At 70.0% G+C, this 24,605-nt stretch carries 18 protein-coding genes and 1 pseudogene; 15 read left to right on the forward strand and 4 right to left on the reverse strand.

The features are described 5' to 3' along the window. Positions 1 to 522: 522 nt before the first annotated feature. Positions 523 to 2,007 carry a PP2C family protein-serine/threonine phosphatase gene (locus tag NGB36_RS21925; protein ID WP_255922098.1) on the forward strand — a complete coding sequence of 495 codons (1,485 nt, stop codon included), beginning with the start codon at positions 523 to 525 and terminating at the stop codon, positions 2,005 to 2,007. Positions 2,008 to 2,201: 194 nt separating this feature from the next. After that, positions 2,202 to 3,611: an aminopeptidase P family protein gene (locus NGB36_RS21930; protein ID WP_255922170.1), complete on the forward strand. Its 1,410-nt coding sequence runs from the start codon at positions 2,202 to 2,204 to the stop codon at positions 3,609 to 3,611. 73 nt (positions 3,612 to 3,684) lie between these two features. Here NGB36_RS21930 and NGB36_RS21935 read toward each other — a convergent pair whose 3' ends face one another. After that, positions 3,685 to 4,149 (reverse strand): ATP-binding protein, encoded by a 465-nt coding sequence (locus NGB36_RS21935; protein ID WP_255922099.1) that lies wholly within the window; start codon positions 4,147 to 4,149, stop codon positions 3,685 to 3,687. A gap of 207 nt (positions 4,150 to 4,356) precedes the next feature. Here NGB36_RS21935 and NGB36_RS21940 point away from each other — a divergent pair, with 207 nt between their 5' ends. From NGB36_RS21940 to efeB, 12 genes and pseudogenes are all read left to right on the forward strand, one after another. Beyond that, positions 4,357 to 5,199 carry a hypothetical protein gene (locus tag NGB36_RS21940; RefSeq protein ID WP_255922100.1) on the forward strand — a complete coding sequence of 281 codons (843 nt, stop codon included), beginning with the start codon at positions 4,357 to 4,359 and terminating at the stop codon, positions 5,197 to 5,199. A 106-nt stretch (positions 5,200 to 5,305) separates the two neighbouring features. Further along, positions 5,306 to 6,016 carry a YcnI family copper-binding membrane protein gene (locus NGB36_RS21945; protein WP_255922101.1) on the forward strand — a complete coding sequence of 237 codons (711 nt, stop codon included), beginning with the start codon at positions 5,306 to 5,308 and terminating at the stop codon, positions 6,014 to 6,016. Positions 6,017 to 6,046: 30 nt separating this feature from the next. Further along, positions 6,047 to 6,742: an SCO family protein gene (locus NGB36_RS21950; RefSeq protein ID WP_255922102.1), complete on the forward strand. Its 696-nt coding sequence runs from the start codon at positions 6,047 to 6,049 to the stop codon at positions 6,740 to 6,742. After that, complete coding sequence (locus tag NGB36_RS21955) at positions 6,739 to 7,227, forward strand: copper chaperone PCu(A)C (RefSeq protein ID WP_255922103.1); 489 nt, start codon at positions 6,739 to 6,741, stop codon at positions 7,225 to 7,227. The genes NGB36_RS21950 and NGB36_RS21955 overlap by 4 nt, the downstream gene beginning before the upstream one ends. Positions 7,228 to 7,233: 6 nt before the next feature. After that, positions 7,234 to 9,108: a copper resistance CopC/CopD family protein gene (locus tag NGB36_RS21960; protein WP_255922104.1), complete on the forward strand. Its 1,875-nt coding sequence runs from the start codon at positions 7,234 to 7,236 to the stop codon at positions 9,106 to 9,108. Next, positions 9,105 to 9,551 (forward strand): annotated as a pseudogene (locus tag NGB36_RS21965) (Dyp-type peroxidase domain-containing protein); the annotation flags it as partial. The gene NGB36_RS21960 and the pseudogene NGB36_RS21965, both read left to right, overlap by 4 nt. A 183-nt stretch (positions 9,552 to 9,734) precedes the next feature. After that, positions 9,735 to 10,667, forward strand: coding sequence for a prephenate dehydratase (gene pheA / locus NGB36_RS21970; protein WP_255922171.1), 933 nt, complete (start codon positions 9,735 to 9,737; stop codon positions 10,665 to 10,667). Positions 10,668 to 11,304: 637 nt separating this feature from the next. After that, on the forward strand, positions 11,305 to 12,615 hold the full coding sequence (gene serS / locus NGB36_RS21975; RefSeq protein ID WP_255922105.1) for a serine--tRNA ligase: 1,311 nt from the start codon (positions 11,305 to 11,307) through the stop codon (positions 12,613 to 12,615). Next, on the forward strand, positions 12,612 to 13,430 hold the full coding sequence (locus tag NGB36_RS21980) for an HAD family hydrolase (protein WP_255922106.1): 819 nt from the start codon (positions 12,612 to 12,614) through the stop codon (positions 13,428 to 13,430). Before serS ends, NGB36_RS21980 begins: the two co-directional genes overlap by 4 nt. Before the next feature lie 121 nt (positions 13,431 to 13,551). Continuing rightward, positions 13,552 to 15,273: a methionine--tRNA ligase gene (gene metG, locus NGB36_RS21985; RefSeq protein ID WP_255922107.1), complete on the forward strand. Its 1,722-nt coding sequence runs from the start codon at positions 13,552 to 13,554 to the stop codon at positions 15,271 to 15,273. A 149-nt stretch (positions 15,274 to 15,422) separates the two neighbouring features. Continuing rightward, complete coding sequence (efeU, locus tag NGB36_RS21990) at positions 15,423 to 17,516, forward strand: iron uptake transporter permease EfeU (RefSeq protein WP_255922108.1); 2,094 nt, start codon at positions 15,423 to 15,425, stop codon at positions 17,514 to 17,516. Positions 17,517 to 17,559: 43 nt separating this feature from the next. After that, positions 17,560 to 18,795, forward strand: a complete 1,236-nt coding sequence (gene efeB / locus NGB36_RS21995) for an iron uptake transporter deferrochelatase/peroxidase subunit (protein WP_255922109.1) — start codon at positions 17,560 to 17,562, stop codon at positions 18,793 to 18,795. Between the two features lie 64 nt (positions 18,796 to 18,859). On the opposite strand, the gene aspS is transcribed toward efeB, so the two are convergent. Continuing rightward, entirely contained in the window at positions 18,860 to 20,629 is a 1,770-nt protein-coding gene (gene aspS / locus NGB36_RS22000; protein ID WP_255922110.1) for an aspartate--tRNA ligase, read from the reverse strand. A 186-nt stretch (positions 20,630 to 20,815) separates the two neighbouring features. On the opposite strand from aspS, the gene NGB36_RS22005 reads away from it, so the two are divergent. Next, positions 20,816 to 22,969 (forward strand): ATP-binding SpoIIE family protein phosphatase, encoded by a 2,154-nt coding sequence (locus NGB36_RS22005; protein WP_255922111.1) that lies wholly within the window; start codon positions 20,816 to 20,818, stop codon positions 22,967 to 22,969. A 17-nt stretch (positions 22,970 to 22,986) separates the two neighbouring features. Here NGB36_RS22005 and NGB36_RS22010 read toward each other — a convergent pair whose 3' ends face one another. Beyond that, on the reverse strand, positions 22,987 to 23,940 hold the full coding sequence (locus NGB36_RS22010) for a pirin family protein (RefSeq protein ID WP_255922112.1): 954 nt from the start codon (positions 23,938 to 23,940) through the stop codon (positions 22,987 to 22,989). A 133-nt stretch (positions 23,941 to 24,073) separates the two neighbouring features. Continuing rightward, positions 24,074 to 24,541 carry an SseB family protein gene (locus NGB36_RS22015; RefSeq protein ID WP_255922113.1) on the reverse strand — a complete coding sequence of 156 codons (468 nt, stop codon included), beginning with the start codon at positions 24,539 to 24,541 and terminating at the stop codon, positions 24,074 to 24,076. Between the last annotated feature and the right edge of the window lie 64 nt (positions 24,542 to 24,605).

A 24,605-nucleotide genomic window follows, 5' to 3' on the forward strand; every position in this document is an offset into this window, starting at 1 on the left:
TTGCGTTCCCCGCCACGTTCGCACACGTTCGCATACGGGGTAGGTCGGCCGTCGTCGTGTAGGACGCGCGGGTCGGGTGCCGGGTTCCGGCCATGCCGCCGCTCGTACCGATCGGCCGCCCTGCGCCTGTCCCACCTCGTACGTACCCGCCGACACGCATCCCACGCGATCAACACAGATATGACGCGCTGTCGAAGAAGCTGAATGACTTCAGTCGACCGCGAATTGGCATGCACTGCAGCTATTTTCAGTCAATCTCTCACCCCTTCTGTCGTCCGCCCTCCACTCCGAAACACTGTCGCACCTAACAGGGGCAATCCTGGACATGTCCTCACCCTTGCGTGTACAAGTGAGGTATTGATAGCGGCGCAGCATGACATGGGGGTTTGCGATGCTATTGACACAAAAGTGCAGTTCAGACGCCACCCTGAGCACCCCTGCCAAATCCCCGCAGAACAGAACAAATCCATGCAGATCCCTCGGCCGACCTGACCAGAGATTTCCCACAGGAAGCCCAAGGCCATGAGCGCGTCGCGCGTTCCGAAAGTGGCCGGAATCGACCCCACCCTTACGGGCGTCGCGCAAAATCACGCACGCGCGACGGACGCCCCCAACGCTGCGGACCCCGGCGCGAACCTGCCCGACCAGCCCGAACAGCCGGGCCGGGCCTCCGCGTCGGCGGCGTCGGACGGTTTCGCCGACACCGTACGTCCCGTCGATCAACTCGCCGCCGTCCAGGACCGTCTGGCCACCTGGATCTCCGATCTCACCACACTCCACGAACTGACCGAACGGCTGGCCGCTACGGTCACGCTCGACGCCGCGTTCGAAGAGCTGCTGCGCGCAGGGGCGTCACTCGTGGGAGCCCGCCGCGGCCTCGCCGTACTGGAACCGTCCGACGGCCTCGGGCCGCAGACCTGCGTCGGCTACGGCCTGCTCCGCGCCGACCTCGGCACCATCGAGACCGTCCCCGGCGGCGCCGCCTCGTACGGCCGCCTGCTCGGCGGCCAGGCCCGCGACTGCGGCAGCGGGCCTGTCGAGGTGCTGCACAGCGACCTCGCCGCAGAACCTGGCATCGACTCGCGCCACCGTGAGGTCGCCACCCAGCTCGGCTTCGGCGCCAGCTACGGCCTGCGGCTCGCCACCGAGGACCAGGGCAGGCTCGGCGCCGTCGTGTGGTTCTACGACGAGCCCGCGGTGCCGGCCGGCCGCCAGCGCCACCTCGCCGGTCTCTACGTGCGGTACGCGGCGCGGCACATCGCCCGCCAGCTGGAGCTGACCCGGGCGCGCGGCACGATCGCGATGCTGCGCGAGGAGCTGCTGCCCAGCAGGCTGCCGCGGGTGCCCGGCGTGCGGATGGCCGTACGTCACCGCACCGGGCCGCGTGGTGGCGGCGACTGGTACGACGCACTGCCGCTGCCCGAGGCCGCGCTCGGCCTCGCCGTCGGCGGCGTCACGGGATCCGGGCCCAGCGCGGTCGCCGCGATGGGGCGGCTGCGGGCCAGTCTGCGTGCGTATGCGGTGATGGAGGGCGAGGATCCGGTCGCCGTGCTCTCCGATCTCGAACTGCTGCTACGGCTCACCGAACCCGCCCGCTCGGCGACCGCCCTGTTCGCCTACGTGGAACCGGCGGCGCGCAAGCTGCTGCTCGCCGGCGCCGGGCACTGCCCGCCCCTCATCGTCGGCGAACGGCGGGCGGAGTACGTAGAGACCTCGCTCTCCGCGCCGCTGGGGATGCTGAGCTGCTGGGAGGCGCCGAGCGTGGAGCTCGAGGCGGAGCCAGGAGAAACCTTGCTGCTGTACACCGACGGGCTGCTCCACCGCACCGGCGAGCCGGTCGACCGCTCCTTCGCGATGCTGCACGCCGCGGCGGCGTGCGCGCCGCGGCGCGTGCGTGAGGATCCCGAGCTGCTGGTCGACCACGTGCTGCGCACGTGCCTGCCGGACGGGCGCGCGGAGGCCGACGACGCCGAGGACATCGTGCTGCTCGCGACGCACTTCGACTGATCGAGCCGAGAGGGCGGGGCGCCCGGGAGCTGGTTGACAGAGGCCAGTCAGGAGTTGTCCACAGGGGCCGGGGCAGTCCGCGGTGCGCGCATACGATGGCGGGAGCGGTCGAACAACAGGCCCCAAGTGCGAGGAGGCATGACGTGGCCGAGGAGCGCGCCCCGGAAGTGCAGAACACCGAAGGTGACGAGCCCATGAAGCAGCGGAAGAACGGCCTCTACCCGGCCGTCTCCGACGAGCTTGCCGAGTCGATGAAGTCAGGCTGGGCCGACACCGAGCTGCACGACCTGCAGCCGATACCCCAGGCCCGCCATGCGGCCGCCCGCCGCGCCGCACTGTCGGCGCGCTTCCCCGGCGAGCGCCTCGTGATACCGGCCGGAAATTTGAAGACCCGGTCGAACGACACCGACTACCCCTTCCGCGCCTCGGTGGAGTACGTCCACCTCACCGGCGACCAGACGCAGGACGCCGTCCTTGTGCTCGAACCGACGGCCGACGGACACGAGGCCATGGCGTATCTGCTGCCTCGCTCGAACCGGGAGAACGGCGAGTTCTGGCTCGACGGCCAGGGCGAGCTGTGGGTCGGCCGCCGGCACAGCCTCGCCGAAGGCGAGCGGCTGCTGGGCATACCCACACGGGACGTGCGCAAGGCTGCCGACGACCTCAAGGCCGCACGGGGCCCGGTCCGCGTCGTCCGCGGCCACGACGCCGGGATCGAGGCGGCGCTCACCGACAAGGTGACCGCCGAGCGCGATGAGGAACTGAAGGTCTTCCTCAGCGAACTGCGCCTGGTCAAGGACGACTGGGAGATCGGCGAGCTGCAGAACGCGGTCGACTCCACCGTCCGCGGCTTCGAGGACGTCGTGAAGGTCCTCGACAAGGCCGAGGCCACCTCCGAGCGGTACATCGAGGGCACGTTCTTCCTGCGCGCCCGCGTCGAGGGCAACGACATCGGCTACGGCAGCATCTGTGCCGCAGGACCGCACGCCACCACCCTGCACTGGGTGCGCAACGACGGCCCGGTCCGCTCCGGAGACCTGCTGCTGCTCGACGCCGGAGTGGAGACCACCTCGCTCTACACTGCGGACGTCACCCGCACCCTGCCGATCAGCGGCACCTACACCGAGCTGCAGCGGAAGATCTACGACGCGGTGTACGAGGCGCAGGAAGCCGGCATCGCCGCGGTCAAGCCCGGTGCGAAGTACCGCGATTTCCACGACGCGGCGCAGCGCGTGCTCGCCGAGAAGCTCGTCGAGTGGGGTCTGCTCGAAGGCCCGGTCGAGCGCGTGCTCGAACTCGGCCTGCAGCGGCGCTACACCCTGCACGGCACGGGCCACATGCTGGGCCTCGACGTCCACGACTGCGCCCAGGCACGCACCGAGACCTATGTCGACGGCACGCTCGAGCCCGGCATGGTCCTCACCGTCGAACCCGGCCTGTACTTCCAGCCCGACGACCTGACGGTCCCGGAGGGGTACCGGGGCATCGGCGTACGAATAGAGGACGACATCCTCGTGACGGAGGACGGCAATCGGAATCTGTCCGCGGCGCTGCCTCGGCGCGCCGAGGACGTCGAGGCGTGGATGGCGTCGCTGCGCGCCTGAGCGCACCTGAACCCGGTCGGGCGGTCCGGGGTGCGCGGCTTGCTCGTGCGCCCCGGCTTGCGCCGACTGCTCCTCAGGACGCCTTGAGCAGGGAGTCGTCCCGCCACTTGAGGACCTTGTCGAAGCTGACGACGACGCCCCGGCCCGGCCTGTTGCGGAAGTCGACGTGGTCGACGAGGGACTCGATCAGGAACAGGCCGCGGCCTCCCTCCTGATGGTGCGCCGCCCTCCTGACGAGGGGACGCAGTGCACGGCGGGCGCGGGACCGCGAGAAGCCTGGCCCGGAGTCGGTGACCTCGATGCGGCAGCGGTCGCCCTCGATATGGGCGGTGACGTGGTATTCACCGGCGCCGGCCCCCCACTCGGCGGCACCGCCGTGCTCAACGGCGTTGGCGCACGCCTCGGAGAGGGCAATCGACAGGTCATAGGAAATATCCGGATCGACCCCTGCTGTCTCCATCGTCCCCAACAGGAGCCTTCTCGCGAGCGGAACGCTCGCAGCCTCGCGCCGGAGATGGAGTGACCACCAGATGCTCATGCTCCAGCCTCCTGGCTGCGGCTCGACATACGGTTACGTATTGCCGCGAAGGACACCCGGTAAGCGTGGCGTTGACGTGAATCCGCTCATTCGGCGGATGTACGCGGCCGGTGCGGCGGGGTAAAAGGGCACCCGGTCACGTACTACCGCAGGCCGCGCGCCCTGCCATCGGAGGCTGTCGGGCGCAATGGGATGATGGCGACCGTCATGACTGTCCCCGTGCGCGCCGGTGCCGGCCTGAGGCTGCTGAGAGCTGTGATGTTCTCGGCGGTCTGCGTGACGCTGTCCGCGGCGGGGCACTCGTTGGCGTCCGGTGGGGCGATACCGCTGTGGGCGCTGATCGCCGGGTGGGGTGGGGTGATGTGCTTCGCCGCGCCGCTCGCCGGGCGGGAACGTTCACTGCCAGGGATCGCGGCCGCACTGCTCACGGGTGAGCTGGGCCTGCACCTGCTGTTCAGTGCAGGGCAATGGTGCGGCTCCCCGTCCCCTTCGTCCGGATCCGTGAACTCCGGCGCCGTCGTGGCGCTTGCGCAGCGGCTGCTGTGCAACGACCACCTGCTGGGGCTGACTCCGCAGACTGCGGCGCGCATCGTCCGGCAGGCGGGCATCGCCCCGACCTCCGCAGCAGCGTACGTAACGCCGGCCGCGTCCCCTATGCCGGGAATGGCCTCTGACGGCGGGGCGCCGGGTGCACACACCATGGCGATGTCGCTCGCCGCGATGTGCTCTCCGTCCATGCTCGCAGGGCACTTGGCGGCTGCCGTCGTTCTCGGCTGGGTACTGTGGCGCGGCGAGTCCGCGCTGTGGCACATGGTCAGGCTCTCCGCCCGGACCGCGGCGCAGACCGCGGACCGGTTCGTCGCGCTGCTCCCACTGACCGCCGTACTCGCCGCGATACGCGCGCTCGCCCTGCTCACCGGGGTGCTCGAAGAGCGTCTCGCCGCGGTGCGCACGCGCCGGGCGGACGACGGAACCGGCCGACCGGAATCCGTGAAGCTGCAGCACTCCGTGGTCCGGCGGGGCCCTCCCGCGGTGACACTCGCGGCTTGACGCGTTCTCTCGACGCCGCGGGGCGTATCGGGGGGCGTACGGCCGCACGCGTGCCACCGATAACCGAGATAACCCTCTTCACCACGAACCGTGGAGTCACCGCATCATGCGCATCTCACCCAGCCGCACCCTGCGCCGGATCCCGGCGATCACCGCGGCCGCAGCCGCCACCGTCCTCCTCGTCGCCGGGCCCGCCTTCGCCCACGTCGTCGTCGAGCCGTCCACCGCGCCCAAGGGCGGCGAGGCCACCATCGACTTCAAGGTGCCCAACGAGCAGGACAACGCCAACACCGTCAAGGTCGAGGTCTACTTCCCGACCGACCACCCCATCGCCCAGGTCTCCACCGAGCCCGTGCCCGGCTGGACCGCATCGGTGACCACCTACAAGCTGGCCAAGCCGATCACCACCGACGACGGCCAGGTCACCAACGCGGTATCGAAGATCACCTGGACCGGCGGCAAGATCGCACCCGGCGAGTTCCAGCAGTTCCCGGTCTCCGTCGGCCCGCTGCCGACCGACACCGACAAGGTCGTCTTCAAGGCGCTGCAGACCTACGACAACAACCAGATCGTCCGCTGGATCGACACCCCGGCAGCACCCGGCGCACCCGACCCCGAGCACCCCGCCCCGACACTGACGCTCACCCCCGCGGACGCGACAAGCAGCACGGCGAGCGGTACGGCGCAGACCACGGCGGCCAAGGCCTCCGACGGCGACACCACCGCCCGCGTCCTCGCCGTCGTCGGCATCGTCCTGGGCGCCGCAGGCGTGGCCTACGGCGTGTTCGCCGGACGCCGCCGCTCGGGCAACGCCTGATCCGACCTGCCAGGACATCGGGAATCATCCATGCGTACACACACTCGTACACCCTCCGCACCCCGTCGGGCACGACGCCTCGTCGCCGGCGCCGCGCTCGTCGCCGCGGCCGCCCTCACGCTCACCGCGTGCGGCTCGTCCTCCGGTGACAGCGGCAGCAGCGACCAGCCCGTCGCGTCGGTCTCGGGTGGCTCGTCCTCCGGCGCCGTGCCGCTCGACCCGCCGTTCGCCAAGCCGGCGGCGCAGCTCACCGACAACCACGGCAAGCCGTTCGACCTCGCCAAGGAGACCGCGGGCAGGCCGACGCTCATCTACTTCGGCTACACCCACTGCCCCGACGTCTGCCCGACCACGATGGCCGACATCGGCAATGCGGCCCGCACCCTGCCCGCCACCGAACAGCGGCAACTGCAGGTCATCTTCATCACCACCGACCCGCAGCGCGACACCCCGCAGCGCCTGACCCAGTGGCTCGGCGCCATGGACCCGTCCTTCATCGGCCTGACCGGCGACTTCGCCACCATCCAGGCGGCGGCCCGCAGCGTCGGTGTGGACGTCGAGAAGCCGGTGAAGGAGAAGGACGGCAGCATCAGCGTCACCCACGGCTCGGAGGTGCTCGCCTTCTCCCCCAAGGACAACAAGGCGCACTTCCTCTACACCGCGGGCGTGTCGGTGAGCCAGTACACGACGGGGATCCGCAAGCTCGTCAAGGGGGAGACGCCGTGACCGCCGCGCGACGCCTCATACCGACCGGCCCCGTACTGCTCGTGGGCGGACTGCTGGTGGGCGCGGCTGCGCTCACCGGCTGCTCGCACGCCTCGCAAGCTCCGGCAGGCAAGCCCGAGCTGCGGGTGAGCGGCGCCTACGTGCCGCAGCCGCCGATGTCCGACATGGCGGCCGGCTATTTCACCGTCACCAACACCGGTGGGGCATCCGACGAACTGACCGGCGTCACCAGCGACCTCGCCTCGGACGTGTCCATGAACACGACCACACCGGCGGGCCAGATGCAGGACGCCGCGTCGCTGCCCATACCGGCCGACGGCAAGCTCGTCCTGAGCACCGGCGGCAACCATCTGATGCTGATGGGGCTGCGCAAGAAGCCAACGGTGGGAGAGAAGGTCTCATTCGTGCTGCACTTCGCGAAGTCGTCCCCGATCGCCGTCCAGGTGCCGGTCGAACCCGCGACGTACCAACCGCCCAAGGACTGATTCGCCATGACGAGCGCCAAGCGGATCGCAGTCCTGCTGGGCGCGCTGGCCGCCGTGCTGCTCGGCACGGCGGCCCCAGCGTCCGCGCACGCCGCGCTGCTCACCACCGATCCCGGACAGGGTTCGGTGGTCAAGGTCGCGCCCACTCAGGTGCTGCTCACCTTCTCCGAGGGGGTGCTGCTCTCCGACGACTCGCTGCGGGTCCTCGCCCCCTCCGGCAAGGACGTCGAACGGGGCACGGCGCACCACGCGGGCGACAACCAGAACACGGCGACGGTGGCGCTGCGTCCGGGCCTGGGCAACGGCACCTACACCGTGGCGTGGAAGGCCGTCTCGGCGGACACCCACCCGGTCGCGGGCGCATGGACGTTCTCTGTCGGCGCACCGTCGGCGACCTCGGTGAACGCCGGGTCCCTGCCCGGACAGCAGCCGGGCGGCGGCATCGTCGGCACCCTGTACTCCATCGGCCGCGCCTTCTCCTACGGCGGCTTCGCGCTGCTCGTCGGCGGCTGCGCGTTCCTCGGCGTCTGCTGGCCGCGCGGGGCGCGCCTGCGCGTCATGCAGAAGGTCGCCGTCAGCGGCTGGGTGACGCTGGCAGCCTCGACGATCGCGTTGCTGCTGCTGCGCGGCCCGTACGTCAACGGGACCGGGCTCGGCGGGATCGCCGACCTGGGCCAGTTGCAGGCCGCGGTGGAGACCAAGGAGGGTGCGGCGCTGATCTCCCGGCTGCTGCTGCTCGCCGCGGCCGCGCTCTTCCTCTCCGTGCTCTTCGGTGCGTACACCCGGCGCGAGGATCCGGAGGAGCGGCGTGATCTCGCCCTCGGCCTCTCCATAGGGGGCGCGGTGATCGCGACCGGGATCGCAGCGACATGGGCGATGTCCGAGCACGCCTCGGTCGGCATCCAACCGGCCGTCGCCATGCCCGTCGACGTGCTGCATCTGCTGGCGATGGCGGTGTGGCTGGGCGGGCTCGTGGCGCTGGTCACCGCGCTCTACCGGACGACGGCCATCGAACGCGCGGCGGTACGGCGCTTTTCGCGCATCGCCTTCGGATGCGTCTGTGCGCTGGTCGGTTCCGGGATCTACCAGGCGTGGCGTCAAGTCGGCTCCTGGCACGCGCTGTTCACGACGGAGTACGGGCAGCTGCTGATCGTCAAGATCGGCCTGGTGGTACTGATGCTCGGCACGGCGGCGATCTCGCGCCGCTGGACCGCGCGGCTCGCGGACGCACAGCACGGCGCCCCGGCCGAGCCCGAGACCGAACCCCAGCCGGTGCATGCCGAGGCCACGACGGCCGAGGACCCCGAGCGCGCCGCGCAACTCGCCCGCCAACGCGCGGCATTGGCCGCGGGGCGTGCGAAGAAGCTACGCGACGCCGACCCGGCGCGCGGCGGATTGCGCCGCTCGGTGCTCACCGAGGCCGCAATCGCCGTGCTCGTCCTCGCCGTCGCGACCGTGCTCAGCGGCAGCGAACCGGGCCGTGCCGTCGAGGAGTCGATCGCCGCGTCCGGCGGCGCGGCCGGCGGCGCGGCCGGCGGCCCAGTGCTGCTCTCCATTCCGTACGACACCGGCGGGCCGGACGGCAAGGGAACGGCCGGCGTCCACCTCGACCCCGCGCGCACCGGGAACAACGTGCTGCACCTGAGCGTCACCGACGCTTCGGGCAAGCCCGTCGACGTCCCCGAGGTGGATGTCGCGCTCACTCTCCCGGCGAAGAACCTCGGGCCGATCCCGGTCACGCTCCGGCACGTCGCCACCGGCGAGTGGGCCGCGACGAGCCTGCAGCTTCCGATGCCGGGCCAGTGGCAGCTGAGCGTCACGGTGCGTACGGACGACATTGACGAGACCACCGTCGCCAGGAACGTGGCCGTCGGCGGATGAGGAAAGATCACATACCGGAGAACATCTCGGAGAAGCCGAAGAACATATCCCGCCGACGGCTGTTGGGCACGGCGGGCCCGCCGGGGCGGCCGGGCCGGCGTCGGGCGGGGCAGCCGGCGCGTCCGCCTACGCCGCCGCGCACAACGGCGGGCCCGCGCTGACCACGGTCGGCAGCACCGCCGTCCCCTTCCACGGCACCCACCAGGCGGGGATCACCACCCCGGCGCAGGCCCGCGGTCACCTCGTCGCCTTCGACCTCGCGCCCGGGCGCGGGCCGCAAGGGCGCTGCCGCGCTGCTGCGCCGCTGGTCTGCGGCGGCCGGGGCGATGACGGCAGGCCGCATGCCGGACGGCGACGACCAGATCGCGCTGGACGCGAGCCCCTCCTCGCTCACGGTGGCCTTCGGGCTCGACGGCGGTGACGGGCTGACGCGCTTCACCCGGCACGAGTCGAGCGCGCTGTTCGCGGTACCGGGCGGGGCCCAGCCGGGCGAGTACGTGAGCCAGCGGCTGCTGGAGTCATGATCCCCGTGAGCGACGCACGCGAGCAGGGGAAGGGGGGCGGAGAACCGGAGAAAGGGACGCAGCCGACGATCGGCACGTGGCCGCATTAGGGTGAAGGTCATGATGTCCTCGTCAGCAGCCCGCTTCACGTACCTCGGCCCCGAAGGGACCTTCACCGAGGCAGCGCTGCGCACGCTGCCGGAAGCGGCGACGCGTGAGCTGGTGCCGATGGTGTCGGTGCCGGCCGCGCTGGACGCGGTACGGAGCGAGGAGGCCGCGGCGGCGCTGGTGCCGATCGAGAACTCGGTGGAGGGCGGGGTCACCGCGACCCTCGACGAACTCGCCACCGGCGAGCCACTGATGATCTTCCGCGAGGTGCTGCTGCCGATCGCTTTCGCGCTGCTCGTCCGGCCGGGCACTGAGCTTGCGGGCATCAAGACGGTCACCGGGCACCCGGTGGCGCAGCCGCAGGTACGCAACTGGCTTGCGGCGAATCTCCCCGATGCGGTGTGGGAGTCGGCGGCCTCGAACGCCGACGGGGCACGGTTGGTGCAGGAGGGGCGGTTCGACGCGGCGTTCGCCGGTGAGTTCGCGGCGGCGCGGTACGGCTTGGAGCCGCTGGTCACCGGGATCCATGACGCCGAGAGCGCACACACGCGGTTCGTGCTCGTGGGCCGCCCGGGGCGGCCGCCGGCGCGGACGGGGGCGGACAAGACCTCGGCGGTCTTCTGGCTGCGTGACGACCATCCGGGCGCGCTGCTCGAACTGCTGCAGGAGTTCGCGGTGCGCGGGGTGAACCTGGTGCGGATCGAGTCGCGGCCGACGGGCGAGGGCATCGGGCGGTACTGCTTCTCGGTGGACTGCGAGGGGCACATCGGCGACCGCCGGGTGGGCGAGGCGCTGATGGGGCTGAAGCGGATCTGCCCGCAGGTGCGTTTCCTGGGGTCGTATCCGCGGGCGGACGAGGTCGAGCCGCGGTTGCGGCCGGGCACGACGGACGAGGAGTTCACCGAGGCCGCGGACTGGCTCTCCCGCGCGCTCGACGGGCGGTGCTGACCGCGGGGGCGAAGCGCCTGCGCCGAGGGCGGCGGGGTCCCCATGTCAGAGACCCGGCGGGGTTCCCCATGTCGGAGACGAGGGGCGGGCGACGGGCGGGACTGAGCCGTCTGTGGTTATCCACGGAAGTTATCCACAGGCGCCTTTCGCGCCCTGGGGATAAGTCGACACGTCGCTGAAGAGTCGGCGCACGCGAACGCGACGTAGTCGACAAATCGCCCTACAGTGCCCAGCATCGCCCACACCGCAGCAGATCGCCGTTCGTCAGCACAATTCCTTTGATCAACTCCATAGAGGGACCAATTCTCACTCGAAAGGGAGTGTTGACGAGGTTTGGGGTGGGAATCATGCCCCAGCACCGCGCCCTAACGGAACGATCTCTTCCGTCTTCCACAGATCGCACACACACCCTGTGGACAAGGGAAAAGGATCTCCACCATCCTGTGGATAACTTCGCCCGTCAACTTCCGCCCGGCAGGCGGAAGATACCCCGAGGGAGGGATATGGGTGAATTATGTTGACGGATATCGAGCCACCCTTATCCACTTCCCGCACTCATTTTCCAGAATCGGACAAATCGCCACAAGAACGACTTAACTTGTCGCTGCACGGCGCCCGGTCCCGGTAACCTGTCCTCGTGATTGACCTTCGCCTGCTCCGTGAGGACCCCGACCGTGTGCGCGCGTCCCAGCGCGCCCGTGGAGAGGACGTCGCGCTCGTCGACGCGCTCCTCTCCGCCGACGAGCGGCGCAGGTCGTCCGGCTCCCGCTTCGACCAACTGCGCGCCGAGCAAAAGACGCTCGGCAAGCGCATCCCCAAGGCCACCGGCGACGAGAAGGCCGAACTGCTGCGCCAGGCATCGGAGCTGGCCGCCGCCGTCAAAGCCGCCGACGCCGACCAGAACGAGGCCGCCGAGGAGGCCCAGCGCCTGCTGCTCCAGCTCGGCAACATCGTCCACCCCGACGTCCCCGTCGGCGGCGAGGAGGACTTCACCGTCCTCGAGACGATCGGCACCCCGCGTGACTTCGCGGCCGAGGGGTTCGAGCCCAAGGACCACCTGGAGCTCGGCCAGCTCCTCGGCGCCATCGACGTGGAGCGCGCCGCCAAGGTCTCCGGCTCGCGCTTCTACTACCTCACCGGCGTCGGCGCGCTGCTGGAGCTCGCCCTCGTCAACGCGGCCATCGCCCAGGCCACCGAGGCCGGCTTCACGCCCATGCTCACCCCGGCGCTGGTCAAGCCGCGCGCCATGGAGGGCACCGGCTTCCTCGGCCAGGCCGCCGAGAACGTCTACCACTTGGAGAAGGACGACTTCTACCTGGTCGGCACCTCCGAGGTCCCGCTCGCCGCGTACCACATGGACGAGATCGTCGACGTCGACCGGCTGCCACTGCGCTACGCCGGTTTCTCGCCCTGCTACCGCCGCGAGGCCGGTACGTACGGCAAGGACACGCGCGGTATCTTCCGGGTCCACCAGTTCGACAAGGTGGAGATGTTCTCCTTCGTCGCGCCGGAGGAGTCGGAGGCGGAGCATGCGCGGCTGCTGGAGTGGGAGAAGCAGTGGCTGAGCGCGCTCGGCCTGCCGTTCCAGGTGATCGACGTCGCCAGCGGCGACCTCGGCGCCTCGGCGTCGCGCAAGTACGACTGCGAGGCGTGGATCCCCACCCAGGGCAGGTACCGCGAGCTGACCTCCGCGTCCAACTGCAACGAGTTCCAGGCCCGCCGCCTCGCGGTGCGGCTGCGCGACGAGCGCGGCACCCGCCCGCTCGCCACGCTCAACGGCACACTGTGCGCGGTGCCGCGCACGATCGTCGCGCTGCTGGAGAACCACCAGATGGCCGACGGTTCGGTGTGGGTGCCGGAGGTGCTGCGGCCGTACCTGGGCGGGCGTACCAAGCTTGAACCGATCAAGAGTGGCCTGGAGTCCGTCAGCAAGCCTGCCACCAAGTGAGCCCCGCCTCCGGCCGGTTCCCGTACGGGCTGATCGCGACAGACCTCGACGGCACACTGCTGCGCGGCGACGGCTCCGTCTCGCGCCGCACCTGTGACGCGCTCGCCGCCGCGACGGCGGCGGGCGCGGCGCACGTCATCGTCACCGGCCGCCCCGTCTCACGGACGCTCCACATCTTCGAAGCGCTCGGGTACGAGGGCCTGGCGGTCTGCGGGCAGGGCGCACAGCTCTACCACGCGGGCGAGCGACGGCTGCTCACCTCGGTCACCCTCGACCGGCAACTGGCCGCGCTGGCCCTGGAGAAGATCCAGGCCGAGGTCGGCCCGCTCGCCGTCGCTGCGCCGCGCGACGGCGTGGACGGTGCATTCCTCGTCGGCCCGGGATACCGCACTTCCGCGACGCTGCCGGCCACCCGCATCGCCGGTCGGGCGGAGCTGCTCGCAGAGCCGATCGGCAAGGTCTTCATCCAGCACCCGACGCTCGGCGACGACGCCCTCGCCGAGGCCGCCCGCGCGGCCGCGGGCGGCCTCGTGGGCGTCGTGATGGCCGGCGAGGACACCGTCGAGCTGCTCCCGCCCGGCCTGACCAAGGCCACGGGCCTCTCGCTCGCCGCCCGCCGCCTCGGCCTGACGGCGGCGGACACCATCGCCTTCGGCGACATGCCCAACGACGTGCCGATGTTCTCCTGGGCCGCGTACGGCGTGGCCATGGCGGCCGCCCACGACGAGCTGAAGGCGGTCGCGGACGAGGTGACGGCCGCGAACGACGAGGACGGGATCGCGCTGGTGCTCGAACGTCTCTCGCCCGTCTCTTGAGCCGCTCACGCGCGGCCAGGACAGCACATATCCGGACGGGCCGGCGCCCCAGGTCGGATACGATATTGACAGCCAGTAGATCAAATACTCACGCTCAGTAGCGACTTGGGAGCTCCAAGCAATGGCCCGACACCTGGTAACCAGCGCATTGCCGTATATCAATGGCATCAAGCACCTGGGCAACATGGTCGGGTCCATGCTCCCCGCCGACGTCTACTCGCGCTATCTGCGTCAGCGTGGCCATGACGTCCTCTACATCTGTGCCACCGACGAGCACGGCACTCCGGCCGAGCTGGCGGCCAAGGAGGCCGGGCTGCCGGTCGCCGAGTTCTGTGCACAGCAGCACGAGGCGCAGAAGGCGATCTACGACGGCTTCGGCCTCGCCTTCGACTACTTCGGCCGCAGCTCGTCGGCTCAGAACATCGAGATCACGCAGGAGATCGCGCGTGAGCTCAACCGCTACGGGTTCATCGAGGAGCGGTCGATCCGCCAGGTGTACTCGCTGGACGACGAGCGCTTTCTCCCCGACCGCTACATCGTTGGCACCTGCCCGCACTGCGGCTACGACAAGGCCCGCGGTGACCAGTGCGAGAACTGCACCCGCGTGCTGGACCCGACGGACCTGATCGACGCACGCTCGGCGATCAGCGGCAGCAGCGCGCTGGAGGTCCGCGAGACCAAGCATCTGTTCCTGCTCCAGTCCAAGCTCGCCGACGAGGTCGACGCCTGGGTCGAGCAGCACGGCAAGGAGTGGCCGACGCTCGCCTCCTCGATCGCCCGCAAGTGGCTGACCGAGGGCCTTCAGGACCGCGCGATCACCCGCGACCTGGAGTGGGGCGTCCCTGTGCCCGGCGACACCTGGCCGGAGCTGGCGGCCGAGGGCAAGGTCTTCTACGTGTGGTTCGACGCCCCGATCGAGTACATCGGCGCGACGAAGGAGTGGTCCGACCGGGCGCCCGCCGAGCGGGACTGGAAGTCCTGGTGGTGGCAGGCCGACGACTCCGTCCGCTACACGGAGTTCATGGCCAAGGACAACGTGCCGTTCCACACGGTGATGTTCCCGGCCACGCTGCTGGGCACCCGTGCCCCGTGGAAGAAGGTCGACTACGTCAAGGCCTTCAACTGGCTGAACTACTACGGCGGCAAGTTCTCCACGAGCCAGCGCCGCGGGGTATTCACCGACGCGGCGCTTGAGTTGCTGCCCGCCGACTACTGGCGCTACTTCCTGATGGCGCACGCACCGGAGTCGGACGACACCAGCTTCACCTGGGAGCTGTTCGCCGCCACCGTCAACAAGGACCTGGCCGACACCCTCGGAAACTTCGTCAACCGCGTGCTCTCCTTCTCCCGCAAGCGGTTCGGCGACGAGGTCCCGGCCGGCAAGGAGGCGGGCGAGCCGGAGCGGAAGCTCGGCGAGGAGATCGCTGGGTTGCTCGCCGAGTACGAGGAGCACATGGAGACCTTGCAGTTCCGCAAGGCCGCGCAGGCGCTGCGCGCACTGTGGAGTGCGGGCAACTCCTACCTGGAGGAGAAGGCGCCCTGGCTGGAGATCAAGACCGACCAGGAGGCGGCCGCGCTCACCCTGCGCACGGCGATGAACCTGATCCACCTGTACGCGGTGGTCTCCGAGCCGTTCATCCCGGCCTCGGCGCGGACGATGCGGTCGGCATTCGCCCTCGACGGCGACGACGCGCAGTGGGTGACCCCCGAGGAGGCCCGCGCTTTGAACGCCGTCCCGGCGGGCACGTCCTTCACCGTCCCACCCGTACTCTTCGCCAAGATCACAGAGGAGGACCTCGACGCCTACCGCGCCCGCTTCGGCGGTGCGGAGGAAGCGGCATAGCGTACGCGCGCGCTGCGGCGCACGCGCAAACATGCTCAAGGCCCCGGAACAGCACGGAGGTTCCGGGGCCTTGTGCGTCGGCCCTCGCCATGGCGTCTTCACGGACCCCGACTGGACGCGATACTAAGGTATGCCTTACCTTATCGACCGTGACATGGGCTGAAGCTGTACCGAATCTTCTCATCGGCTTGCGCGAGGGGCTCGAAGCCGGGCTGGTCGTCAGCATCCTGCTGGCCGCGCTGCGCAAGACCACGGTGGGTGAACAGCGGGTGTCGACGGCGCCGGTCTGGCTGGGCGTGCTCGGCGCGGTGATGGTCGCAGGCAGCTTCGCCGCGGTGCTGACGTTCTCGACCAGCGTGCTGTCCAGCGCTGCTCAGGAGGCGGTCGGGGGGCTGCTGAGCGTGCTCGCGGTCGGCCTGGTCACCGCGATGGTGTTCTGGATGCGGCGTACTGCGTCCGGGCTGGCGGCGCAGCTGCGCGGCGAGGTCGAGCGGGCCGTATCGGTCGGAACGGGCGCGCTGGCCGTCACCGCGTTCCTCGCCGTCGGCCGGGAGGGCCTGGAGACGACACTGTTCCTGTGGACGGCCGCGAAGGCCTCGGGCTCGACGCTCGCGCCGCTGGTCGGTGCGGGGCTGGGGCTGGCCGCGGCGACCGTGCTGTGCTGGCTGCTGTACCGGCAGGCCCTGCGGCTGAATCTCGGGGTGTTCTTCAGCCGGACTGCGCTGGCGCTGGTGGTGATCGCCGCGGGGGTGCTCGCGTATGGGCTCGGCGATCTGCAGGACGCGGAATGGCTGCCCGGCTACCACTGGGTCGCGTTCGATCTGACCGCGCACATCGACCCCAACTCCTGGTGGGTCTCCATCATGACCGGTGTCACAGAGCTGGCACCCAGGTTGACGATGCTTCAGATCGTGGCGTGGGCCGTGTACTTGGCGGTCGTGGTCCCCGCGTTCGTCCGGGCCGGGCGCCCCGCCACCGCCCAGGCTCCTGACGCCCAGGCTCCCGCCACCTCCGAGTCACCGGCAGCGGACGAGGAGCGCGGGCCGGGCCGGTGGGAGCGGCTGCTCGGCCGGCGCCCGTGGGCGGTGGCCGCCGTCCTGGTCGTGGTTCCCGCACTGGCGGCGGCGACCACGATATCGATGCTGCCGTCCGGGGCCGCATCGTCGACGCAGACGGTGACGGTGACGCAGACCACCTGCGCCAAGGACTGGACCTCGGCACACGCGGGCACGCAGACCTTCGAGGTGGAGAACAAGTCCGGCAAGGCCGGCGAGATCAATCTGGTCAATTCCGCCGGTGCCGTGGTGGGCGAGATCGAGACGATCGGCCCGGCGACCACCGCCGAGATGACCGCCACCTTGGGCAACGGCTCCTACACCATCAAGTGCCTGATGTCCGGGCAGCCGGAGCTCTCCTCGGCCACCGTGCAGGTCAGCGGTGCAGGCTCGCAGCAGGCAGCCCCGGCCGCCGTGGCACCGGTGACCGTGCAGCAGCTCACCGGCCCGAACAACGCCTACCAGGCCTATGCGGCCGGCGGCCTGACGCAGTTGTCCGGTGCGGTGGCCGCGATCGGCGCGGACCTGCGGCGGTCAGATCTCGCTGCGGCGAAGAACGACTGGCTCACCGCACAGCTGGACTGGGAACGGGTCGGAGCCTCCTACGACAGCTTCGGCGACGCGGGCACCGCGGTCGACGGCCTGCCGGACGGTCTGCCCGGCGGCGTGCAGGACAAGGACTTCACCGGCCTGCACCGCCTCGAATACGGGCTGTGGCACGGGCAGAGCGCGGCCCAGCTGATGCCCGTGGTGGACAAGCTCAGCACGGACATCGCCACCGTCCGGAAGAACCTGGGCAGCGACGACCTCGCGGGCGACCCCACCAACCTGCCGATCCGCGCGCACGAGATTCTCGAGGACGCGATGCGCGACCACCTCTCGGGAATCGACGACCAGGGGGCGGGCGCGGCCTACCCGGAGACCTACGCCGACCTGCAGGTCACCCGCACCGTGCTCGGCGAGCTGTCCGGTCTGCTCACCACCCGGGCCCCGGCACTGATCCCCACGGCCAACCAGCAGATGGACACCCTGCAGTCCGCGCTGCTCGCCACCCGGACCGGCGGGCAGTGGCGCTCCCCGGAGCAGACCCCGCTGGCGGCGCGCCAGTCCGTCAACGCGGCGGTCGGCGCCCTGCTGGAGACCCTCGACCAGGTGCCCGACCTGCTCGAAGTACCGCCCACGCACTGACCACGAGCATGCAGAAGCATTCGGAAGAGATAGGCACCCCACGATGAATGTCAGCCGTCGCCGATTCCTCCACGGCACCGCCGCAGGCGCAGCCGGTACTGCTCTGACCGGCGGCATGCTCATCGGCGGGGCCCACGCGGACGCGCGCGCCGCCGCCGGCAGCGGCCCGGCGACCGCCGACTCCTACCCGTTCCATGGCGCGCACCAGGCCGGGATCCTGACCCCCGGACCGGCGGACAAGCAGAGCGCCGCCTGCTACGCCGCATTCGACGTCACCGCCAAGAACAAGGCGGAGCTGGCCGATCTGATGAAGACGCTGACCACGCGGGCCCGCTTCCTCACCGCGGGCGGCACGCCCGAGAACCTGGGGATCGGTCAGCCGCCGCCGGACAGCGACGTCCTCGGCCCGGTCATCCCCGCCGACGGGCTCACCATGACCCTGTCCGTGGGCTCCAGCCTCTTCGACGACCGCTTCGGCCTCGCCACGCTGAAGCCGGCCAAGCTGACGCCGATGCGCATATTCCCCAACGACTCGCCGGACCCAGCCTGGATGCACGGCGACCTGCTGCTGCAGCTGTGCGCCAATCACCCCGACACCATCCACCACACCATCCGCGACATCGCCAAGCACACCCGCGGTGCGATGCAGCTGCGCTGGAAGATCGACGGCTACAACTCCCCGCCCCGGCCATCGGGCACCGGCCGGAACCTGCTCGGTTTCAAGGACGGCACGGCGAATCCCACCGGCACCACCGCCTCCGACCTGATCTGGGTCGACGACCCCGCCGAGCCCGCCTGGGCCCGCGGCGGCTCGTACCAGGTGGTCCGGCTGATCCGGATGCTCGTCGAGTTCTGGGACCGCGTCTCCATCAACGAGCAGGAGAACATGTTCGGCCGCCGCCGCGACTCCGGAGCGCCGTTGGACGGCACCAACGAGTTCGACACCCCGAACTACGCCGCCGACCCCAAGGGCTCGGTCATCCCCCTCGACTCCCACATCCGCCTCGCCAACCCGAGGACGCCCACGACCGCGAACCAGAGGCTGCTGCGCCGCTCGTACAACTACGACCTCGGCGTCGACCAGAACGGCGACCTGCAGGCCGGGCACATCTTCACCTGCTTCCAGCAGGACGTGCAGCGCCAGTTCGAGACCGTCCAGACCCGCCTGATCAACGAACCGCTGGTCGACTACGTCCAGCCCTTCGGCGGCGGCTACTTCTATGTCCTGCCGGGCGTCGCCGACACCCGCGACTGGTACGGCCGCGCCCTGCTCACCTGAGTAGAAGCGGAAAGGCCCCGGAACCTCGACGGTTCCGGGGCCCTCGTATGCCGTGCCCTGCCTGCTACTTGTTGCTCGGGGGCGGCTTGCGGATGCTCAGGTGCAGCTCCTTCAGCCGCGCCTCGTCGACCTCGCTCGGCGCACCCATCAGCAGGTCCTGCGCGGTCTGGTTGAGCGGGAAGGCGATGGTCTCGCGGATGTTGGGCTCGTCGGCGAGGAGCATCACGATGCGGTCTACGCCCGGCGCGATGCCGCCGTGCGGCGGGGCGCCGAAGTGGAAGGCGCGCAGCATGCCGCCGAACTCCTTCTCCACCTGCTCGCGCGCATAGCCGGCGATCTCGAACGCCTTGTACATCACGTCCGGCTCGTGGTTACGGATCGCGCCCGACGACAGCTCGACGCCGTTGCAGACGATGTCGTACTGCCACGCCAGGATGTCCAGTGGGTCCTTGGTCTGCAGCGCTTCGAGCCCGCCCTGCGGCATGGAGAACGGGTTGTGGCTGAACTCGATCTGCCCGGTGTCCTCGTTCCGCTCGAACATCGGGAAGTCGACGATCCAGCAGAAGCGGAAGACGTCCTCCTCGAAGTGGCCGGCCCGCCTGGCGGCCTCCACGCGCACCGCGCCCATGATCTTCGAGACCTCGTCGAACTCGCCCGCCCCGAAGAAGACCGCGGTGCCGGGCTTGCCGTCCACGGCCTCGACCAGCGCCTTGACGTCCTCCTCGGTGAGGAACTTGGCGATCGGGCCGGTCAGCGCGTTGTCCTCGCCGATGCGGATCCATGCGAGGCCCTTCGCGCCGAGCTCGACGGCGAACTCGCCCATCTGGTCGAAGAAACGGCGCGGCTGGTCCGCGGTGTCCGGTACGGCCAGCGCCCGCACGTGCTTGCCCGCGAAGGCCTTGAAGCCGGAGTTCGCGAAGATCTGCGACACGTCGACGAGTTCGAGCTTGGCGCGCAGATCCGGCTTGTCGGAGCCGTACTTGAGCATCGCCTCGCGGAACGGGACGCGCGGGAACGGCGAGGTGACGTGACGGCCGCCGCCGAACTCCTCGAACAGCTCGGTCATCACCTTCTCGATGACCTCGAAGACATCCTCCTGCTCGACGAAGCTCATTTCGACGTCGAGCTGATAGAACTCGCCGGGCGACCGGTCGGCGCGGCTGTCCTCGTCACGGAAGCACGGCGCGATCTGGAAGTAGCGGTCGAAGCCGGCGATCATCAGCAGCTGCTTGAACTGCTGCGGTGCCTGCGGCAGCGCGTAGAACTTGCCGGGGTGCAGCCGCGAGGGCACCAGGAAGTCGCGTGCGCCCTCGGGCGAGGTGGCCGACAGGATCGGGGTGGCCATCTCGTTGAAGCCGAGCGCCGTCATCTTCTCGCGGATGGCGGCGATCACGGCCGAGCGCAGCATGATGTTGCGGTGCATGCGCTGGCGTCGCAGGTCGAGGAAGCGGTGGGTGAGCCTCTTGTCCTCGGAGACACCGTCCTCGGGGAAGACGGGGAAGGGCAGCGGGTCGGCGGCGCCGAGCACCTCGGCCTCGGTGACCTCGACCTCGATCTCGCCGGTCGGCAGCTCCGGGTTGACGTTCTCCGTGCCGCGGGCGCGCACGCGGCCGTCGACGCGGATCACGGACTCCTTGGTCTGCCGGTCCAGCGCCTCGTACGCCGGGGTCCCCGGGTGGGCGATCAGCTGGACGACGCCGTAGTGGTCCCGCAGATCGACGAAGAGGATGCCGCCCAGATCACGCCGGTTGTGCAGCCAACCGGACAGGCGCACCCTGGCGTCGACGTCGGCGGCGCGGAGTTCGCCGCAGGTGTGGGACCGGTACCGATGCATCGTCCATCCAACTCTGGGGTCCGGGGGCCGGCCCCCGGCCCACCGTAAAAACACAGAACACAGCAGGCTCCCCAAAGAGTACCGTGACACCCCACCTCGATCTTTGGCATATACATGGCGACGCCCTGCACCAACCCAAGTAACACAGGGGTAGATATCTGAGGAAATCTCATTAAAGTGGGCTCGATGTATTCGGATGGCGCCCCACAGCCGGTCCGGGCCGAAGACGTCCTGACGGCCGTCGGCACCGGCCTTTGGCATTGGGACAGCGTCTCCGGAGTCGTCGAGATGGACCGCGTCACCGCCCGGCTGCTGGGCCTGCCGCCCCAGCCCGCGAAGGTACGGGACACCGTGATACGGGCCCGGTACCACGTCGAGGACTACGTCGAATTCAGCAGGCTCGTCTCCCTCGCGCTGACCGAGGGCACCGTCGCCGAGTCCGTCCTGCGGGTTGTCGGGGACGACGGCACGATCCTGCGCCGGGTGCGCAACCGCGTCCACCCGATCGGGTCAGGCGAGGTGCTCTTCCTCGGCGGAACGCTGCAGGAGGTCCCCGAGGGCTGCCCGCAGATGCCCACCACGGGCATGACCCCGGGCACCCTGGACTGGCAGCGCTCGCGCGAGGCCTTCCTGCTCGACGCCGGGCGCGCGCTCGCCGAGGCGAACAGCACCGCCGAAGTGTTGCGGGTGGCCTCCACCCTGTCCATGCCCGGCTTCTCGCCCGAGGGCATGGCGATCTTCAAGGTCGAGGGCGACCGGCTGAACATCATCGGCCACCACGGCCACAGGGAGGGCGACGAGCGCCCGTTCCTGGAGATGCCGGTGGAGACCAACTATCCGGCGGCCGAGGTGGCCCGCACCGGCCGCGCCATCTATCTGCCCACCCCCGGCGCCTACCGCGAGCGGTTCCCCGACACCTGGCCGATCGTCGAGCCGTTCGGCCGCTCCTCCTGGGCGTTCCTGCCGCTCGTCGTGGCCGGCGGGACGATCGGCGCCTGGCTCGCCGCCTTCCGCAACCACGTCGACTTCACCCCGGACGAGCGGTCCGTGCTCACCACGGTGGCACGGATGCTCGCCCAGGCACTCGACCGCGCCCACCTGCAGGAATCCGAGCGCGAGCTCTCCGACGGGCTGCAGCGCACGATGATGCCCACTCACAAGGCGGAGATCGGCGGAATGGCGCTCGCCGCGCGCTACGTGCCCACCGGCGGCGGGCTGCGGGTCGGCGGCGACTGGTACGACGTGATCGACCTGCCGTCCGGCCGCACCGCCCTGGTCATCGGCGACGTCCAGGGGCACGACGTCCACGCGGCCGGGCTGATGGGGCAGCTGCGGATAGCCCTGCGCGCCTACGCCTCCGAGGGGCATGCGCCGGACGCGGTGCTCTCGCGCGCCTCCCGCTTCCTCGCCGGGCTCAGCGCGCCGGGACCGGACGGTAACGGCCAGGGCCACGCCGAGGCCGCGGCCGAACGCTTCGCCACCTGCCTCTACCTCGAGGTCAACCCGGGGTGCGGAACCATCGAGATCGCCAGAGCCGGCCACCTCGACCCGGCGATACGCCTCGCCGACGGAACGACGATCATCCGGCACACGCCGGGCGGCCTACCGCTCGGCATCGACCCCGACGCCGACTACCCGACGACGCGCCTCGCCCTCGACCCGGGTGAGGTGCTTCTGGTGTGCACGGACGGACTGATCGAGACCGGCGGCCACGACATGGACTCCGGCTGGACCCGGCTGACGAAAGTGCTGAGCGAGGGCCCCGTCGACGACCTGGAATCGCTCGCCGACTCGCTCGTCACCGCCGTGCACGGCCCGCCGTCCCACCACACCACGGGACCGCTCGCGGACCGCCGCGAGGACGACCTGGCGCTGCTGCTGTTGCGCTGCGGCGAAGCCGGGGACGATATGGCGTTCCCGGCGCGCCGTGCGGTGCTCACCGTCGCCCAGGACGAACCGAAGCGGATCAAGGGCGCACGGGACGAGGTGCGCGCGCTGCTCCACGACTGGAACGGCCCCGAACAGGTCGACGCGGCCGTGCTCATGGTCTCGGAGATGTGCACCAACGTGCTCGTGCACACCGACGGCGACGCGGCGCTGAGCGTCACCATCCTCGGCCGCCCGGGCTCGCGCAGCTTGCGCATCGAGGTGGCCGACCGCAGCGACGACATGCCGCACCGGCGCTCGCCGGGCGAGATGGCTTCGTCCGGGCGCGGACTGATGCTGCTCGACGAGCTGGCGGCCGCGTGGGGCGTGGAGCCGCGGGGGAACGGGAAGTCGATCTGGTTCGAGCTGTACGAGGCGCAGGCCCAAGCCCACGCCGGCGCGTATCGGGCGTGATCAGGGGTGCGCCACCGTCAGGCGTGCGCCACCGGGACGGTGCCGAGCCGTCCCGCCTTGAAGTCCTCGAAGGCCTGCGCCAGCTCGGCGTGCGTGTTCATCACGAACGGCCCGTAGTGGAACATCGGCTCGCGGATCGGCGCACCGCCGAGCAGCACGACCTCGAAATTGGCGCTGCGGGAGTCCTGCGTCTCGTCGGCGCGGATGGTGAGCGAGTCCCCGCTGCCGAAAACGACCGCCTGCCCCATGCGGAACGGCCGCCCCTGCGTGCCGGCCGCGCCGCGCCCTGCGAGTCCGTAGGCGAGTGCGTTGAACTCCGGGCGCCAGGGCAGCGTCAGCTCGGCGCCCGGGTTGACGGACGCGTGGATCATCGTGATCGGGGTGTGCGTCGAGCCGGGCCCGGCGTGGTCCGCGAGATCGCCCGCGATCAGCCGGAGCAGCGCACCGCCGTCCTCGGAGGCGAGCAGTTTGACGCTCCCGCCACGGATGTCCTGGTACTTCGGCGGGATCATCTTGTCGTGGCTCGGCAGATTGACCCACAGCTGAAGGCCGTGGAAGAGCCCTCCGGAGACCACGAGCTCCTCGGGCGGAGTCTCGATGTGCAGCAGGCCGGAGCCCGCGGTCATCCACTGCGTGTCGCCGTCGGTGATGACGCCGCCACCGCCGTGCGAGTCCTGGTGCACAAACGTTCCGTCGATGATGTACGTGACGGTTTCGAAGCCGCGGTGAGGGTGCCAGGGCGTTCCCTTGGCCTCTCCGACCGCGTACTCCACCTCACCCATCTGGTCCATCATGATGAACGGATCGAGGTGGCGGTAGTCGATTCCGGCGAAGGCGCGGCGGACCGGGAAGCCCTCGCCCTCGAATCCGCTCGGCGCGGTGGAGACGGCGAGCACCGGCCGGGGAACGGCGCCCGAAGGCGCAGCCACACGCGGCAGGGCCAACGGGTTCTGTGCGGTCACGGCAGGCATGACACCCTCCTCGGATGTTCAACGTTCAACTTAGTTGAAGGGTGAACAAGCCGCAAGAGGTACTCATTCCCGTCGTCACAAAATCAGCCATCTGCGCAGCAGTGGCATGTAGCCGTCTGTGCAGCAACGGCGTCTAGCCATACATACGGCGCATCGCGAAGTCGACCATCTGCTCGACCGCCTTCGCGTCGAAGACCATCCGGTGCTCGCCCTCCATGTCGAGCACGAATCCGTATCCCGTCGGCAGCAGGTCCAGCACCTCCGCACCCGTGATCATGAAGTACTTAGACTCCTTGCCCGCATACCGGCGCAGCTGCTTGAGCGAAGTGAACATCGGGATCACGGGCTGCTGGGTGTTGTGCAGCGCCAGGAAGCCGGGATTCTCGCCGCGCGGGCAGTAGACCTTGGAGGTGGCGAAGATGTTCTGGAAGTCCTCAGCGGACATCGACCCCGTGGTGAAGGCCCGCACGGCGTCGGCGAGCGACGGCGGCGACGGCTCGGGGTACAGCGGCGGCTGCCCCGCGTACCCGCCGGGTCCCGGCGCTCCGACGGGGGGCGGTGCGGTGGCGCCTGCTGCAGAGGTCTGGTCGTAGCCGTACACGCGCTACAGAGTAACGAGGGTCATAGACCCGAACGGTGGTTGCTTCTTATTACCCGCGGGTAGC

This window comes from Streptomyces humicola (assembly GCF_024436035.1).
GTDB lineage: Bacteria > Actinomycetota > Actinomycetes > Streptomycetales > Streptomycetaceae > Streptantibioticus_B > Streptantibioticus_B humicola.